The 15,467-nt window shown below is 70.8% G+C and carries 12 protein-coding genes; 6 read left to right on the top strand and 6 right to left on the bottom strand.

All coding sequences use genetic code 11. The annotated features are described in order from the left end of the window. Window positions 1-8: 8 nt before the first annotated feature. The 4 genes from AL346_RS23400 to AL346_RS23385 all read right to left on the bottom strand — a co-directional run bounded on the left by AL346_RS23400 (window position 9) and on the right by AL346_RS23385 (window position 4,270). Window positions 9-827: an ABC transporter permease gene (locus AL346_RS23400; RefSeq protein WP_019404895.1), complete on the bottom strand. Its 819-nt coding sequence runs from the start codon at window positions 825-827 to the stop codon at window positions 9-11. Window position 828: 1 nt separating this feature from the next. After that, on the bottom strand, window positions 829-1,743 hold the full coding sequence (locus AL346_RS23395; RefSeq protein WP_019404894.1) for an ABC transporter permease: 915 nt from the start codon (window positions 1,741-1,743) through the stop codon (window positions 829-831). 93 nt (window positions 1,744-1,836) lie between these two features. After that, window positions 1,837-3,138, bottom strand: coding sequence for a PotD/PotF family extracellular solute-binding protein (locus AL346_RS23390; RefSeq protein ID WP_019404893.1), 1,302 nt, complete (start codon window positions 3,136-3,138; stop codon window positions 1,837-1,839). 46 nt (window positions 3,139-3,184) lie between these two features. Continuing rightward, window positions 3,185-4,270 (bottom strand): ABC transporter ATP-binding protein, encoded by a 1,086-nt coding sequence (locus AL346_RS23385; protein WP_019404892.1) that lies wholly within the window; start codon window positions 4,268-4,270, stop codon window positions 3,185-3,187. Window positions 4,271-4,391: 121 nt separating this feature from the next. Here AL346_RS23385 and AL346_RS25870 point away from each other — a divergent pair, with 121 nt between their 5' ends. Beyond that, the gene (locus tag AL346_RS25870) at window positions 4,392-4,526 is read left to right on the top strand and encodes a hypothetical protein (protein WP_256374274.1); all 135 of its coding nucleotides are present in this window, start codon (window positions 4,392-4,394) and stop codon (window positions 4,524-4,526) included. A gap of 7 nt (window positions 4,527-4,533) precedes the next feature. Further along, entirely contained in the window at window positions 4,534-5,247 is a 714-nt protein-coding gene (locus tag AL346_RS23380) for a GntR family transcriptional regulator (protein ID WP_019404891.1), read from the top strand. An 18-nt stretch (window positions 5,248-5,265) separates the two neighbouring features. On the opposite strand, the gene AL346_RS23375 is transcribed toward AL346_RS23380, so the two are convergent. Then, window positions 5,266-8,139, bottom strand: coding sequence for an amino acid adenylation domain-containing protein (locus AL346_RS23375; protein WP_053194197.1), 2,874 nt, complete (start codon window positions 8,137-8,139; stop codon window positions 5,266-5,268). Window positions 8,140-8,296: 157 nt separating this feature from the next. Between AL346_RS23375 and AL346_RS23370 the strand changes: the two genes are divergently transcribed. The 4 genes from AL346_RS23370 (at window position 8,297) to AL346_RS23355 (ending at window position 13,386) form a co-directional block, all read left to right on the top strand. Continuing rightward, window positions 8,297-9,394, top strand: a complete 1,098-nt coding sequence (locus AL346_RS23370) for a GNAT family N-acetyltransferase (protein ID WP_019404889.1) — start codon at window positions 8,297-8,299, stop codon at window positions 9,392-9,394. A 30-nt stretch (window positions 9,395-9,424) separates the two neighbouring features. Beyond that, window positions 9,425-10,765 carry a lysine N(6)-hydroxylase/L-ornithine N(5)-oxygenase family protein gene (locus AL346_RS23365; RefSeq protein ID WP_053194195.1) on the top strand — a complete coding sequence of 447 codons (1,341 nt, stop codon included), beginning with the start codon at window positions 9,425-9,427 and terminating at the stop codon, window positions 10,763-10,765. Beyond that, window positions 10,762-11,562: a GNAT family N-acetyltransferase gene (locus AL346_RS23360; RefSeq protein WP_019404887.1), complete on the top strand. Its 801-nt coding sequence runs from the start codon at window positions 10,762-10,764 to the stop codon at window positions 11,560-11,562. Before AL346_RS23365 ends, AL346_RS23360 begins: the two co-directional genes overlap by 4 nt. 417 nt (window positions 11,563-11,979) lie before the next feature. Then, entirely contained in the window at window positions 11,980-13,386 is a 1,407-nt protein-coding gene (locus tag AL346_RS23355) for an MATE family efflux transporter (RefSeq protein WP_026015613.1), read from the top strand. On the opposite strand, the gene fhuB is transcribed toward AL346_RS23355, so the two are convergent. Next, window positions 13,361-15,340 (bottom strand): Fe(3+)-hydroxamate ABC transporter permease FhuB, encoded by a 1,980-nt coding sequence (fhuB, locus tag AL346_RS23350; RefSeq protein ID WP_019404885.1) that lies wholly within the window; start codon window positions 15,338-15,340, stop codon window positions 13,361-13,363. The two genes, AL346_RS23355 and fhuB, sit on opposite strands and share 26 nt — an antisense overlap. Between the last annotated feature and the right edge of the window lie 127 nt (window positions 15,341-15,467).

The raw sequence follows: 15,467 nt of genomic DNA, 5'->3' as shown, positions 1-15,467 counted from the left end.
GCTTTCGTTCAGCCCCGCGCCCTGCGCCGGCCGAGCCAGACGATGACGCCGAGCGTGAGCGAGATGACGAGGAAGGAGAAGAGCGTCGTCACCGTACCGAGCGCGTAGAGCACCGGCGTGGTGACGTTAGTCGTCATGCCGTAGATCTCGAGCGGCAGGGTGTTGTAGGTGCCGGCCGTCATCAGCGAGCGGGCGAATTCGTCATAGGACAGCGTGAAGCCGAAGAGGCCGACGCCGACCAGCATCGGCGCGATCATCGGCAGGAGGACATGGCGGAAGGTCTGCCACGGCGAGGCGCCGAGATCGCGCGCCGCCTCCTCGTAGGCCGGCGAGAAGCGGTTGAAGACGGCGAACATGATGAGTACGCCGAAGGGCAGCGTCCAGGTGAGGTGCGCACCGAAGGCCGAGCCGTACCAGGACGGGCGGATGCCGACCTGCTGGAACATCACGCCGATGCCGAGCGAGATGATGATCGACGGCACCACGAGGCTGGCGACCGCGAGGTAGAACAGCGGCGTCGCCCCGACGAACCGGCGCCGGAAGGCGAGGCCGGCGAGCAGCGAGATGACGACGGTCACCACCATCACCATGAGGCCGAGCGTGAAGGAGCGGCGGAAGGAGCCGCCGAAATCGCCCACCGCCTGCTGCTCGGTGAGATTGCGGAACCAGTGCAGCGAGACCCCGTTGAGCGGAAAGGTGAGGCCGCCGCTCGGCCCCTGGAAGGACAGGATCAGGATCGCCGACAGCGGGCCGTAGAGGAAGAGGACGAACAGGGCAAAGAAGGCCGCAAGGATCCAGAAGGTGACGGAGCGTCTTTCGCCGGCCATGTCACAGCTCCTTGCGGATGTCGACGACGCGCAGGATGCCCGCCACCATCAGGAGGACGAGGACGAGCAGCACGACTGCATTGGCCGCCGCCGCCGGATATTGCAGCAGCGACATCTGGTTGCGCATCATCAGCGCGACCGACGCGCTCTGGCCGCCGGACATGACCTGCACGGTGATGAAATCGGCCATCACCAGCGTGACCACGAAGATGGTGCCGATCGCCATCCCCGGCTTGGCGAGCGGCAGGACGACGTTCGACAGCACCTGCCAGCCGTTCGCCCCGGCGTCGCGCGCGGCCTCGATGAGCGCGCGGTCGATGCGCATCAGCGTGTTGAAGATCGGCGTCACCATGAACAGCGTGTAGAGATGCACCATGGCGAGCACGACGGCGAAATCGGAATAGAGCAGCCATTCGACCGGCGTCGAGACGAGCCCCATCTCGATGAGCGTGGCGTTGACGAGCCCGTTCCGCCCCAGCACCGGGATCCAGGAGATCATGCGGATGATGTTGGAGGTCAGGAACGGCACCGTGCAGACAAGGAACAGCACCATCTGCATGGTCGCGGTACGGACGTGGAAGGCGAGGAAATAGGCGACCCAGAAGCCGATGAAGAGCGTCAGCGCCCAGACGATGGCGGCATATTTCAGCGTGTTGAGATAGGTGCGCCACGTCACCCATGAGCCGAGCGTCTCGGCGTAGTTGGTGAGGATGAAGTCCGGATAGAGCCGCGCGAAATCGTAGTCCCAGAAGCTGACCGCCACGATCATCAGGATCGGCGCGAGGAGGAAGACGCCGAGGATGAGCGCGAGCGGCGCCGCCTGCAGGTAGGCGGCGAGGCGGCCGAGCACCGAGACAAGGCGTGCGCCGGCCGGGCGGGCCGGGGAAGCGGCAGGTTGTTCGACGGCGATGGCCATGCGGCCTTTCCTCGGTGGAAACGCTGCTCTGACGGAGGCCCGCGTGGCGGGCCGCCCCCTCCCTGTCAGGGGAGAGGGCGGGAAGGCGCGGGATCAGGCGGCGATGAACTCGTTCCAGCGGCGGACCATGTAGCGGTCCTCGTCCATCACCGAGTTCCAGCAGGCGACCTTGCCCATGCGCTCCTCGAAGGAGCCGCCGTCGCGCACGGCGCCTGCCTTCTCCATCACCTTGCCGTCGGGCGCGAGAATGTCGCCCTTGGCCGGCTTGCCTTCGACCCAGAAGCCCCATTCGTCGTCGGACATGTGCTTCTTCGCGGTCTCCATGGCGGCGGAATAATAGCCCTGGCGGTTGAGATAGGCGCCGACCCAGCCCGACAGGTACCAGTTGATGTATTCGTAGGCCGCGTCGAGCTTGGCGCCGCTGAGGTGCTTGGCGAGGCCGATGCCCCCGCCCCAGGCGCGGTAGCCTTCCTTGAGCGGCTGGTAGACGCAGGGGATGCCGCGCGAGCGCACGGCCGCCACGGCGGGCGACCACATGGACTGGATGATGACCTCGCCCGAGGCCATCAGGTTGACGCTCTCGTCGAAGGACTTCCAGAAGGCGCGGAACTGGCCGGCGCGCTTGGCGGCGATGAGGAAATCGATGGTCTTGTCGATCTCCGCCCGCGTCATGTTGCCCTTGTCGGCATAGGTGAGCTCGCCCGAGGCCTCCATGATCATGGCCGCGTCCATGATGCCGATGGAGGGGATGTTGAGGATCGAGGCCTTGCCACGGAAGGCCGGGTCCATGATGTCGGCCCAGGTGGTGATCGGGCGGCCGACGAGATCGGGCCGGATGCCGAGGGTGTCGGCGTTGTAGATGGTCGGCACCATCGTCAGCCAGCCCGTCGGCGCCTTGGCGAAGGTGGTCGAATCCGGCCCCTCGACGAAGCCGACCGTGTGCGGCGCGGTGCCCTGGGCGATGACGCTGTCCGGCGTCAGCTTGCCGGTGATGAACAGCGGCACGATCTTGTCGAAATAGGTGAGCCGCGACACGTCCATCGGCTGCAGGACGCCGGCCGGGAAGACCTTCTTGGCGATCCAGTATTCGACGTCGGCGATGTCGTAGGAATCGGGCTGGGTGACGGCGCGCTGCGCGGCGGCGTCCGAATCCGTCGCCGTCATCTCCAGCGTGATACCGAGGTCCTCCTTGCACTTCTCGGCGATGGCGTTGAGGTTCGACACGCCGGTGCCGAACTGGCGCAGGGTGATCGGGTTCTGCGCCCAGATGGTCGGAAAGCCCGTGATCGCGCCCGAGCCGGCGGCAAGGCCCGCGGCGGCTGCGCCGGTCTTCAGGAGCGAGCGGCGCGAGATGCCGCCCGATATGCCGCGCTTGTCCTTCGTTGTCCTGGTCATGGCCTCTTCCCCTCTTGTGATTGTTGCTGCTTGATCGTCGCTCGGCTCAGGAATCGAGCCGGCCGAGGACGATCGCGTCCTCGGCACCCCAGGCGAACGGAACCGCCTCGCCCACCGTGACCGGCCTGGCGAAGAAGGCGCCATCGCCGACGATTGCCGTGAAATCCTCGATGCCGGCGCCGCTCGCCGTCAGCTTCACCGAAGCGCCGCGATATTCGACATTGGTGACGATGCCGGTGAAGCCGAGCCCGGGCGCCGGCGCCTCGCCGAGGCGCACGCGGTCGGTGCGCACGGCGATGTCCGCCTGCCCGCCCTCGGGCGGCCGGCCAAGCGCATCGAAGCGGCCGCCACCGGCGACCTCGACCGTGACGGCGCCGTCGCGCACATCGGCCACCCGGCCGGAGATGACGTTGTGGTCGCCCATGAAGCGGGCGACGAAGGCGGTGGCCGGCCGCTCGAAGATCGTGCGCGGATGGGCCGCCTGCTCGATGCGGCCCTCGTTCATCACCACGATGAGGTCGGCGAGCGCCATCGCCTCCTCCTGGCTGTGGGTGACGTGGACGAAGGTGATGCCGAGCTCGTTCTGCAGCTTCTTGAGCTCGGCCCGCACCCTGACCTTCAGGAAGGGATCGAGCGCGGAGAGCGGCTCGTCGAGCAGCAGCGCCTCCGGATCGGTGATCAGCGCACGCGCCAGCGCCACGCGCTGCTGCTGGCCGCCGGAGAGCTGCGCCGGCCGCCGGCCGGCATAGGCATCCATCTGCACCAGCTTCAACATATCGAGCGCCCGCGTGCGGCGCTCCTCCTTCGCCACGCCCTTCATCTTCAGGCTGAAGGCTACGTTGTCGGCGACGTCGAGATGGGGAAAGAGCGCGTAGGACTGGAACATCATCGCCGTGCCGCGCCGTGCCGGCGGCAGGTCGGTGACGACGGTGTTGCCGAGCCGGATATCGCCCGAGGAGATGCGCTCATGGCCGGCGATCATCCTGAGCGTCGTCGACTTGCCGCAGCCCGACGGCCCGAGCAGGCAACAATAGCTCCCCGCCGGGATCTTGAGGCTGATGGCGTGGACGGCGGTCATCGTCCCGTAGACCTTGGATACGGAGGCGATGTCGATCGCGGCGGCCTTGCTCATGCGGCATTCCCCTGTCTGCCGGGGATGAAGCATCCCGCGTGCCAGTTGCCGGGAGTGGACCCAAGGCGCTGGTAGGGCTCAGGTTTTCTGCCGAGCTCGGCGAGCATGGGAGGGCACGGTCATGCGCCTGCACAAATTCCAGGCAATCGTCGCCGATCCGGTGGCAAAATTGTATGCAATCTCGACGCTCATTGCCGGCAATCTCGGCTTTCCTCCGCCGCTTTTCCCGCTAGAAGGGGAGACCCCATGCGGGTGAGACGGGCATGAACCTCATCGATTCGACACCTGCCGACGGGCAGCAGACAGCCGAGGACCGCACGCAGGCGATCCATGACCGGCTGCGCGACGCCATCGTCGACCGCCGGCTGGCGCCCGGCACGAAGCTCTCGGAGAGCGAGGTCGGCGCGCTGTTCGACGTGAGCCGCACGGTGGTGCGCGCGGCGCTGCAGATGCTCGCCTTCGAGGGGCTGGTGCGCATCGAGCGCAACCGCGGCGCCTTCGTCGCCAATCCCTCGCCGGAGGAGGCCCGCCAGGTCTTCGCCTCCCGCCGGCTGATCGAGCCCGGCATCGTCGCCGCCGCGGCCGAGCGGGTGACGGCCGACGACATCGCCCGCCTGCGGGCCCATCTCGCCGCCGAGCGCCGGCACATGCACGAGCGCGGGCCGGACGCGCGGCGCGCCGAGATCAAGGCCTCGGGCGAATTTCACCTGCTGCTCGCCGCCATGGGCGGCAATGCCATCCTGCAGCGCTTCATGGAGGAACTGGTCGCCCGCTCCTCCCTGGTCATCGCGCTCTATGGCCGCTCCGGCGCCTCGAGCTGCGGCCACGACGAGCACGACACCATCGTCGATGCGCTCGAAAGGCGCGATGCGGCGGCCGCGGTCGCGCTCGTCGTCAGCCACATCGACCATATCGAGGCCGATCTCGACCTGCGCGCCCGCACCGGCCCCACGCTGAAGGCGGCGCTGGCGCCGTAGGTCCGGCGGCAGCCGGCCTCACCGCGCCGCGGCAAGCGGGCGGGGCGCCGGCAGCCGGCTCCGGAGGCTCGCGTCGAGCTGTTCGGCGAAGCTCGCGTGGAAGGCCGCGGCCGTGACGATGTCGAGATGGTCGGTGTCCGGCACCAGCGTCACAGCCTCGACGCGGCTGGAATAATCCCGCCAGTCGACGAGCCTGAAGCCCCGCTCGATGGACTTTTCCGCGATCCAGGCACGGATGGGCAGGTCGCTCGGCTCGAGGCGATAGTTGCGGAAGATCATCGCGTTCTCGATGAGCGTCCAGAAGATGTGCTCGCGGCTGCCGATGTCCGGACCGTCGAGCGGCAGGTCCTCGGGGCTGTTCAGCACATAGGCGAGGAAGCGGGTGTAGACCTCCGCGTCCATGCGGGCGATGAGACCCTCCCAGTCGGCGCGCATGCGCGTGCGCGGCAACCAGGCCGCGATGCGCCGCTCGATTCCAGTCCTCTCGTCTTCCGTGAGGCTCACCTCGGCATCGATGGCGAATTCCGCGTCGAGGGCGCAGACGTCGAGCATGCCGACGAAGGTGAGGTCGACCTCGCCCGCGAGCCGCCGCGCCGTCTCATAGGCGAGGATGCCGCCCCACGACCAGCCGAGCAGCGTGCAGGCCCCGCCGCTGGTGCGGCGGATATAGTCGGCATAGCGGCCGGCGAGTTCCTCGACGCTCACCGTGCGCGCCTTGTCCTCGGTCAGCGAGTAGCAGATGAAGGCGGTCGCCGGCTGGTCCGGCCCCAGATGCTCGACGAGCCCGGCATATTCGCGCGTGCTGACGAGGAGGCCCGGGAAGCAGTAGAGCATCGGCCGGCTGCCAGTGCGCCGCATGTGGACGACCGCATGCTCCTCGGCCGTTCCGCTCGCCAGCGCCACGGCGAGCGCCTCGACCGTCTGGTGGTTGAAGAGCTGGGCGATCGTGACGGGCCGGCCGGGCAGGAGCCGCGACAGGCGCGCGAGCACCCTGAGCGCCGAGAGCGAATTGCCGCCGAGCTCGAAGAAGTTCTCGTCGATGCCGACGGCGGCGAGCCCCAGCACCTCGCGCCAGATGCCGGCGATATCCGCCTCGAGCGGCGTGCGCGGCGGGCGGATCGGCACGACATGCGCCTGCGGTTGGGGAAGGGCGTCGCGGTCGAGCTTGCCGTTGGGCATGAACGGCAGCCGGTCGATGATGAGGATGCGCGAGGGCACCATGTAGCCGGGCAGGCGCGCGGCCAGCGTCGCCCGCAGGGCCGCCGGGTCGATCGTCGCGCCGGCCGCCGGTACGACATAGCCGACGAGCATGGTGCCGCCCGGCGCCTCGCGCAAAGCCGCGGCGGCGGCGCTGACGCCGTCGAGCTCGGCAAGCTGCGCCTCCACCTCGCCGAGCTCGATGCGGAAGCCGCGCAGCTTCACCTGCTGGTCGCGTCGGCCGAGATAGTCAATGACGCCGTCGGCGCGCCGGCGCACGACGTCGCCCGTGCGGTACATGCGTCCGCCGCCGCCGGTGAAGGGATCGGGCAGGAAGCGCTCGGCCGTGCCGCCCGGCCGGCCATGATAGCCGCGCGCGAGGCCTTCACCGCCGATGAACAGCTCGCCCGCCTCGCCGTCGGCCACTGGCATGAGATCATCGTCGAGCACATAGGTGCTGCGCGGACCGACACCCTGGCCGATGGGCGCATAGGCCCCCGAAAAGGTCGCGCTCGCCGGCACTTTCCAGGCGAGCGGCGAGATCACCGCTTCTGTCGGACCATAGCCGTTGATGAGGCATTGCGGCTTCAGCGCCCGCTTGACGAGTTCGAAGGTCGCCGGCGACATGCCCTCGCCGCCGAAGGAATAGAGGCGGACCGGCGGGGCTTCGCCCGTTTCAAGCGCCCATTCCGCCACCTGGTGCAGGTAGCGCGGCGGAAAGCCGGCATTGGTGACGCCGTGGCGCGCCATGGCACCAAGCGTCTCGGCCGCGCTCCACAACGCCTGGTCGCGCAGCACGATGGCGCCGCCGAAGGCGAGCGGCACCATCCAGCGCTCGTGCGCGCCGTCGAAGCTGACGGACAGGAAGTGCAATTCGCGCGACTGCGGCGTCATGTCGTAGAGCTCGCCCGTGGCGAGGCAATGGGCGGCGAGCGGCCCGTGCGCCACGGCGACGCCTTTCGGCCGCCCGGTGGAGCCCGAGGTATAGACGAGATAGGCGAGCTGGTCGGGATGGACGGCGATGCCCGGATCGCTGTCGTCGAGCCCCGACAGGGGAAGCCCGTCGCAGGCGACGATGCTCGCGCCGGGCAGGGGCGGCAGCCGCGCAGCGAGGTCGCGGGTCGTCAGCAGGATGCCGACGCCCGCATCGCTCAGCACATGGGCGATGCGCTCGGCCGGATGGTCGGGATCGACCGGCACGAAGGCCCCGCCGGCCTTCAGCACGGCGAGGAAGGCGGCGATCATCTCGGCCGAACGGGGCAGCGCGACCCCGACGCGGTCCTCGGCGGCGAGGCCGAGGCCGAGGGCGAGGAGATGGCGGGCGAGCCGGTTCGCCCGGCTCTCGAGGGCGGCAAAGCTCGTCTCGCCGCTGTTCTGGATGACAGCGGGCGCGTCCGGCCGGGCGCGGGCATGGCCGGCGATGAGGCTGTGCACCGGCGCGCCGGCGCCGTGGCACCCGCCCCAGGCAAGCGTCGCCTGTGCCTCGTCCCCGCCCATGGCGAGGAAGCCGGCGAGCCGGGCCGGGCGCATGTCGCGCCAAATGGTGTCGACATGGGCGAGGCATGCGGCGCGGGGGCCCGAGAAGCCTGCCGTGTGCCAGCCGTCCGGCAGCGCGCGGCCGGCGGGCCAGAGCGAGAACTGTCCCTCGCCGTTCACCACGACGTCGAAAATGGTGCCCTCGTCGTCGATCGCCATGCGCCCGATCCGTCCGTTGTTGTCGCTGCCTTCAAGACGGACGGAGACGGAAAAAATTTCGCGTTTTTCCCCATTTCCGCACCGGCTGCTGGCCGGAACGCTGAAAAAACGCCCTCCGCATTCGTCGTTTCAGCGACATGTGCGGCAGGAGAGGGCCATGGGCATCGCGGAGATGAGACCGGGCGAGACCGTCTACACCTCGTTCAATGCCGGAGACGGACAAAGGCTTGCGGTGCGGGCAACCGGCCAGGGCTTCGCCGTCGAGCGTGACGGCATGGTGCTCGCCACGCTCCTGCCCGGGGGCGAAGGCCGGCGCCTGACGTTGCGGCCGGGTGCTGCGGAGCCCGCGGCGCTGGCGCGCGCCGCCCTCGCCGGGCTCGAAGCCTTCTTCGCCCTGCGTCCGGATCAGGCCACGGCCCGGCTCGATCCGGTGAGCTGGGCGCCCGTCGCCGATGCACTCCTCGGCCGCGGGGCCGCGCTTGCCGGGCCCGGCGGCACGCTGACGGCCCACGCCTCCCTCCTGTGGCAACTGCCCGAGCTGTGGCTGCCGTCCCCAACCGCGCCCTATCCGCAGCATTTCGTGATGACGGGCGGGCGCCGCCATCCGCTGCGGCCGATGAAGCCGACGGGCATGGTCTATGCCCGCTTCATCCCCTGGCTGGGCGGCGTTCTGTCCCTGCGCGCCGCGACGGTGGAGGCCGACGCCGCGCGCCTCAACCGCTGGATGAACGACCCCCGCGTCGCCGCCGTCTGGGCCGAGGAGGGCGATCTCGACAAGCACCGGGCCTATCTCGGCGGGCTCATCGCCGATCCGCACATGCTGCCGCTCATCGGCTCCTTCGACGGCGAGCCCTTCGGCTATTTCGAGGTCTACTGGGCGAAGGAGAACCGCCTCGGCCCCTTCTACGACGCGCAGGACTACGACCGCGGCTGGCACGTGCTGATCGGCGAGGACGGGTTCCGCGGCCGGCCGTGGGTCACGGCCTGGCTGCCGTCGCTGATGCACTACATCTTCCTCGACGACTGCCGCACCGAGCGCATCGTCGGCGAGCCGCGGGCCGACCACCAACAGCAGATCCGCAACCTCGACAAGGCCGGCTTCGCCAAGATCAAGGAATTCGACTTCCCGCACAAACGGGCCTTGCTCGTGATGCTGCTGCGCGAGCGCTTCTTCGGCGACCGGCTCTGGCAGCCGGCGGTGGCGCCCGAGGCAGCGCGGCAGGGCATGCGCGTGCCCGAGCCCGTCGAGGCATGACCGTCACACGACCAGCGGCAGGTGATCCCCATGACCATGCATGACCGGACCTTCGACGTGATCGGCGTCGGCTTCGGCCCCTCGAACCTCGCCCTCGCCATCGCGCTCGACGAGGCGGCCCGCCGCGAGCGGCCGGGCCTCGCCTTCCACTTCGTCGAGAAGCAGCCGCATTTCACCTGGCACGGCGGCATGCTGCTGCCGGACAGCGACATGCAGATCTCCTTTCTCAAGGACCTCGTCTCGCTGCGCGACCCGACGAGCCCCTTCACCTTCGTCAACTACCTGCACGAGAAGGGACGTCTCACCGCCTTCATCAACCGCAAGACGTTCTTCCCGAGCCGTGTCGAGTTCAACGACTACCTGCGCTGGGCGGCATCCTGCTTCGCCGAGCGCTGCAGCTATGGCGAGGAGGTCGTCGCCCTCGAGCCGGCGGCGGAGCGCGACGGCACGGTAACCGCCTTCGCCGTGCGCTCGCGCGCCGCCGACGGCACCGAGCGCCTGCGCCGGGCGCGCAACGTCGTCATCGCCGCCGGCGGCGCGCCGCAGCTTCCCGAGTGCTTCGCGCCATTCGCCGGCGATACGCGCATCATGCATTCCTCGCGCTATCTCGATCGCATCGCGGGGCTGGGCCTTACCGACGCGCCCACCACCCGCATCGCCGTCGTCGGCGGCGGGCAGAGCGCGGCCGAGATCTTCTGCGATCTCGCCGGCCGCTTCGGCAGGGCGGCGATCGATCTTCTCGTGCGCGGGCGGGCCCTGAAGCCGGCCGACGACAGCCCCTTCGTCAACGAGATCTTCGATCCGGAGGGCACCGGCACCTTCTTCGGCCAGCCGCCGGCGGCGCGCCACGCCTTTCTCGACGAGTTCCGCAACACCAACTACGCGGTGGTCGACCACGACCTGATCCAGCGCATCTACGACATGCTCTACGAGCAGCGGGTGGCCGACGGCTCGCGGCTCGCGCTCTCGAGCGGGCGCGCAGTGGTGGCCGCTGCGACCGACCGCGACGGCATCACGCTGACGCTCGCCGACAGCAGGGGCGGGGCGGCCGAGGAGCGGCGCTACGACGCCGTCGTGCTCGCCACCGGCTATCGCCGTGGCCTCGACCGTCGGCTTCTCGCACCGCTCGCGCCGTATCTTGCCGATGCAACGGTGGACCGGGACTATCGCCTGCCGATGGCGGAGGCCTGCGAGGCGGGGCTCTTCATGCAGGGGCAGTCGGAGACGACGCACGGGCTGAGCGATACCCTGCTCTCCGTCGTCGCCGTGCGGTCCCGCGAGATCGCGACGGCGATCGTCGAGCGGCTGCCGCCTCCACCTCTCCCGGCGGAGCAGTTCATGCGGCCCGTGCGCCTGGCGGCTTCCTCGTGACCGCCGCGGCGACAAGAACAGCGGCCGAGCCGGATGTCGAGGCGCTCGTCTCGGCGCATCTTGCCATGCTCGCCGGCAGCTATCTCACCGAGGTCATCGCAGGGCCGGGCCGCGCCCGCTACGCCTTTTCGGCCGGCATCCCGGACGTGACCATGAACTTCGCCGTCGGCCTCGGCACCGGCGGCATCGGCTGGCTTGAGGAGACGGCCCGAGCGCGTGGGCGCGCCCCGGCCTTCCTGGCCGAGGGGGAGGCGGCGCTCGGCTGGCTCCCCGGCGCCCGCGCCTATGCGGCGCGCTGGATGGTGGCCGAAGCCGCGCCCGTCGCACGGGACGACCTCGCTCTCGCCGGGCTTGCCTTGCGCCTGACCGACGGCCCTGCGCCGGATGCCTCCTTCCTCGCCGTCTTCGGCGCCTGTCACGACGGCGGGCCGATCGATGCGCATGTCGCGCGCTATTATGTGCCGGTGCTCGCCGCCGCGCAGCCGGTGGCCGGCGTCGCGACGCGCCACGCGGTCGTGTTCGACGGGCAGGATCCCGTCGCCTGCGCCACGCTGCATGTCGCCGGTCCGCTCGCCGGGCTCTACAATGTCGGCACGCGGCACACGCGCCAGCGCGGCGGCATCGGCCTCAAGCTCACGCGGCGCCTCATCGCCGAGGCGGCCCGGCTCGGCGCAAGCCACGTCTTCCTGCAATGCGCGGCAGGCACGCATCTCGAGCGGCTCTACGGGCGGGCGGGCTTCCGCACCACGTTCTCACCTCTGCTCGTTTGCCGGGAAGGCGCGCGGGATGACCATTGATGAACCGTCCGCCACTGGCCCGGCGCTTTCCGCCGTCATGGCCGGGCTTGTCCCGGCCATCCACGCCTCAGGCGTCGCCTGCCGCTGCAAGCCGTGGATGCCCGCGACGCGCGCGGGCATGACGGTAGGAGCCCGTTGCGCCTCACCGCAGCGCGGACGCTCCATGACACCCCGTCGGCGCCGAGAACAGGAAGGCGCAGACGGCGTCTCTGCCACTGGCCCAGCCCTTTCCGCCGTCATGGCCGGGCTTGTCCCGGCCATCCACGCCTCTAGCGTTGCCTCGAGCTGCAAGGCGTGGATGCCCGCGACGAGCGCGGGCATGACGGAGGGGGGCGTTGCGCTTCACCACCATGCGGGCGCGTTGCCCGGGCAGGGCGACCGAAAGACGGGCGCGGCAGAACGGGCAGGACGCAACCGATGAGGCCGCGGATGCGCCTCTTCCTCTCCGCGCCGCTCGATCTCGGCGCGCCGGACCTGCGGCGCCTCATCGTGCGCCTGGCGCTGCCGGCCGTGGCGGGGCTGTCCATCAACGCCCTGCATCACCTCGCCAATGCCGCCTTCCTCGGCATGCTGGGGGCGGAGGCGGTGGCGGCGGTGAGCTTCGTCTTTCCGCTCGCCATCCTGCTCGCAGCGCTCGGCGAGGGCATCGGCGTCGGCACGGCGGCGCTCGTCTCGCGCCTTCTCGGCGCCGGGCGAGAGGAAGCGGCCGGCCGCGCGGCGACCGCGGCCATGGTGGTGGCGCTCGTGACCGGCCTCGGCGCCGGCGGGCTCGTGCTCCTGTTTCTCGATCCGATCCTCCATGCCTTCGGCACGACGCCGGGAGCCTTCGGCGCGGCGCGGGCCTATGCGCTCATCCTCGCCCTCGGCACGGTGCTGACGCTGACGCAGATCCTCGCCGACTTCATCGCCATCGCCGAGGGCAACACGCGCTTCAGCATGTGGACGCTCGTCGGCTGCTTTGCCGTCAATATCGCGCTCGATCCCCTCTTCATCTTCGTCTTCGGCTGGGGCGTGCCCGGCGCGGCGGCGGCGACGCTCGTGGCGCAGCTCCTCGTCATGGCCGTCTGGGCCGTCTATTTCGCCGGCGGCTACGGGCGGGTGCGGCTGCGCCTTGGCCTGTTGCGCGGCCGGCTCGGCGCGCTCTGGCGGGAGATGCTGCGCCCGGTCCTCGCCGTCGGCGCGCCGGCGGGGCTCGCCAGCGTCGTCTCGGCCGCCGCCTTCACGCTCGTCTACCGCACGGCCGGGCCCTATGGCGAGGCGAGCGTCGCCGGCCTCGGCATCGCCCTCAGGCTGCTCGCGGCGGGGGTGCTGCCCGTCGCCGGTTTCTGCATCGGTGCCCAGGCGGTGCTCGGCTATGCGCTCGGCGACGGCGACACGGCGCGCGTGCGCGCGGCGCTCGGCTTCATGCTGCGCGTCACCGGCGTCTTCGCGCTCGTCCATGCCGTGGTCATGATCACCTTCGCCGATGCCGTCGTATCGGTGTTCTCGGCGGATGCGGCGGTGCGCGCGGTGGCGGCGCGGGCGCTCGTCGCCGTCCATCTCTTCTTCGCCCTCTTCGGCCTGCAGATGGTGCTCGTCGTGCTGCTGCGGGCGAGCGGGCGGGCGCGGCTCGCGGCCCTCGTGACGCTGGCGCCGCAGGGCTATCTGCTGGTGCCGCTCGTTCTCGTGCTGCCGCGCGTCTGGGGGCTCGACGGGCTCATCGCCGCGCCGGCCGTCGCCGCAGGCTTTGCCGGCTTTGCCGCTGCCGTGCTGCTGGCGCGCGAGATGCGCGCCCTCGGCCGCGCCGCGCGGCCGGCGCTCAGCGCCTTCGCAGCAGCCAGATGAGGCAGGGCGTGCCGACGAGCGTCGCCATCAGCCCGGCGGGGATGGCGCTCGTCGGTGACACGAGCCGGCCGAGCCAGTCGGCCATGGCCATGACCGTGCCGCCGAGAAGCGCGGCGCCGAGCGCCTGCGGCAGGCCCTGCGCGAGCCCGGCGAGCCGCGCCAGATGCGGCGCCATGAGCCCGACGAAGCTGAGAGGGCCGACGACGAGCGTCGCGGTGGCCGTCGCGACCGCCGAAAAGAGAAGAACGGCGAGGCGGCTTGCGCCGAGCGGCAGCCCGAGCGTGCGGATTGTGGCCGTGCCGAGGGGCAGGATGTCGAGCCAGCGCGCCATCGGCGGCAACAGGGCGATGAGCGCCACGGCGACGCCCGCGGTGACGAGCGCATCGCCCGCGCCCACTCGATAGGTCGAGCCAACGAGCCAGGCGAGCAGCATCTGGGCGCGTGGATCGCCCGCGGCCATCAGCGCGACGACGAGGGCGTCGAAGAAGGCACCGAGGGCGATGCCGGCGATCAGCACCCGCTCGGGTGAGAAACTGCTGCCGCGGGCGAGCGACAGGATGGCGAAAAGGGCGAGGAAGGCGCCGGCCGCGCCCGCCGCGAGGCTCTCGGACCGGCCGGCCGCCGGCACGAGGATGAGCAGGAGCACGAGGCCGAGCGCCGCGCCGGTCGAGATGCCGAGCACCTCCGGGCTCGCCATCGGGTTGCCGGTGAGGCGCTGCATCAGCACGCCGGCCGCCGCGAGCATGGCGCCGGCGGCGAAGGCAGCCGCAATGCGCGGCAGGCGCCACGGCAGCAGAGCCGACAGGTTATCCGGCCCGGCGACGGCGATCCCGTCCGGCCCGCGGCCGATGACGAGCGTTGCCGCAATGACAACGAGCGCGAGGAGAGCGAAGAACCCGACGCTGCGCCACGGCCGCCGGCTACGGCGGGCTGCGGGCAGAGCGGCGCTGCGCGGCGGCGTGGCCGTCATCGCGAGACGCCGCAGCAGGACGAGGAGGAGCGGCGCCCCGAGGAGGGCCGTCACGGCCCCGGTCGGCACCATCTCGCCGAAGGGCCCGGCCCAGCGCTGCAGGAGTTGGTCGGTCAGCCACAGGAGGGCGGCACCGGTGAGCGGTGCCCAGAGAAGGCGCTGCCGCAGCGTCCGCGCGCCCATGAGGCCGGCGAGCGTCGGGGCGGCGAGATCGACGAAGCCGATGACGCCGACGGCGCTGACGACGGAAGCGGCGAGCGCCACGGCCAGCCCCAGCAGGACGAGGCGGGCGCCGCCGAGCGCGAGCCCCAGGCTGCGCGCCTGCCCGTCGTCGAGGCCGGCGAGCGTCAGCGGGCGCACCATCAGCGCGACGAGCAGCGCAACGGCGGCGAGCCGCGGGGCGAGGAACCACACGGTGCCCCAGCCCTGCTGGCTGAGCGAGCCGCCGCCCCAGAGGAAAAGGGCGGTGAGATAATGCTCGTTGAACAGGACGAGCGCCGCTGCCGCCGTGCCGGCGGCAAGGCTCACCGCCATGCCGGCGATGACCACGGCGAGCGGCGACAGCGCCCGGCCCCAGGCGATGGAAAGGACGAGGAGGAGCGCGGCCGCGGCGCCGCCGAAGGCGACGATCTCGCTTCCTTCCGTCAGCACTCCCGGCAGCCACAGCCCGGCAACGGCGAGGGCAAGACGAGCTCCGGCCGCGACCCCGAGCGTCGTGGAGGAGGCGAGGGGATTGCGCAGCACCTGCTGGAACACGGCGCCCGCGAGACCCAGCGCCGCTCCGGCGAGGATGCTGACGACGAGCCGGGGCAGAAAGCTCTCCCGCGCCACGAGCTGGCGCATGTCTGCGAGGTCCGGAGCGGTCAAAGCGGTAAGCCACAGCTCCGGCGGCAGCCGTGCCGCAAGCGCATCGACGCTGAGGAGTGCCGCGACGGCGACCATGGCCGCGACGCCCCAGGCCGGGTGGAGGCGCGCGCGCGACAAGTCCCTCTCCCCGCAATGGAGCTCGGGCTTGCCCGAGCTCCTATTCGTCTCGCGCAAGTCGGGTGAACCCGACTTGCCTTCGGGGCGAGGGTCGGGGTGAGGGGGAAGACGCATCCGCCGATGCGGC

This window comes from Chelatococcus sp. CO-6, from assembly GCF_001271345.1.
GTDB classification, from domain to species: domain Bacteria; phylum Pseudomonadota; class Alphaproteobacteria; order Rhizobiales; family Beijerinckiaceae; genus Chelatococcus_A; species Chelatococcus_A caeni.
This window is presented reverse-complemented; position numbering and strand designations above follow the sequence as displayed.

Bases quoted from the DNA above. Each gene is read 5' to 3' on its own strand.
- AL346_RS23400 (WP_019404895.1), bottom strand. From the start codon at position 827: ATGGCCGGCGAAAGACGCTCCGTCACCTTCTGGATCCTTGCGGCCTTC.
- AL346_RS23395 (WP_019404894.1), bottom strand. From the start codon at position 1,743: ATGGCCATCGCCGTCGAACAACCTGCCGCTTCCCCGGCCCGCCCGGCC.
- AL346_RS23390 (WP_019404893.1), bottom strand. From the start codon at position 3,138: ATGACCAGGACAACGAAGGACAAGCGCGGCATATCGGGCGGCATCTCG.
- AL346_RS23385 (WP_019404892.1), bottom strand. From the start codon at position 4,270: ATGAGCAAGGCCGCCGCGATCGACATCGCCTCCGTATCCAAGGTCTAC.
- AL346_RS25870 (WP_256374274.1), top strand. From the start codon at position 4,392: ATGCGCCTGCACAAATTCCAGGCAATCGTCGCCGATCCGGTGGCAAAA.
- AL346_RS23380 (WP_019404891.1), top strand. From the start codon at position 4,534: ATGAACCTCATCGATTCGACACCTGCCGACGGGCAGCAGACAGCCGAG.
- AL346_RS23375 (WP_053194197.1), bottom strand. From the start codon at position 8,139: ATGGCGATCGACGACGAGGGCACCATTTTCGACGTCGTGGTGAACGGC.
- AL346_RS23370 (WP_019404889.1), top strand. From the start codon at position 8,297: ATGGGCATCGCGGAGATGAGACCGGGCGAGACCGTCTACACCTCGTTC.
- AL346_RS23365 (WP_053194195.1), top strand. From the start codon at position 9,425: ATGACCATGCATGACCGGACCTTCGACGTGATCGGCGTCGGCTTCGGC.
- AL346_RS23355 (WP_026015613.1), top strand. From the start codon at position 11,980: ATGAGGCCGCGGATGCGCCTCTTCCTCTCCGCGCCGCTCGATCTCGGC.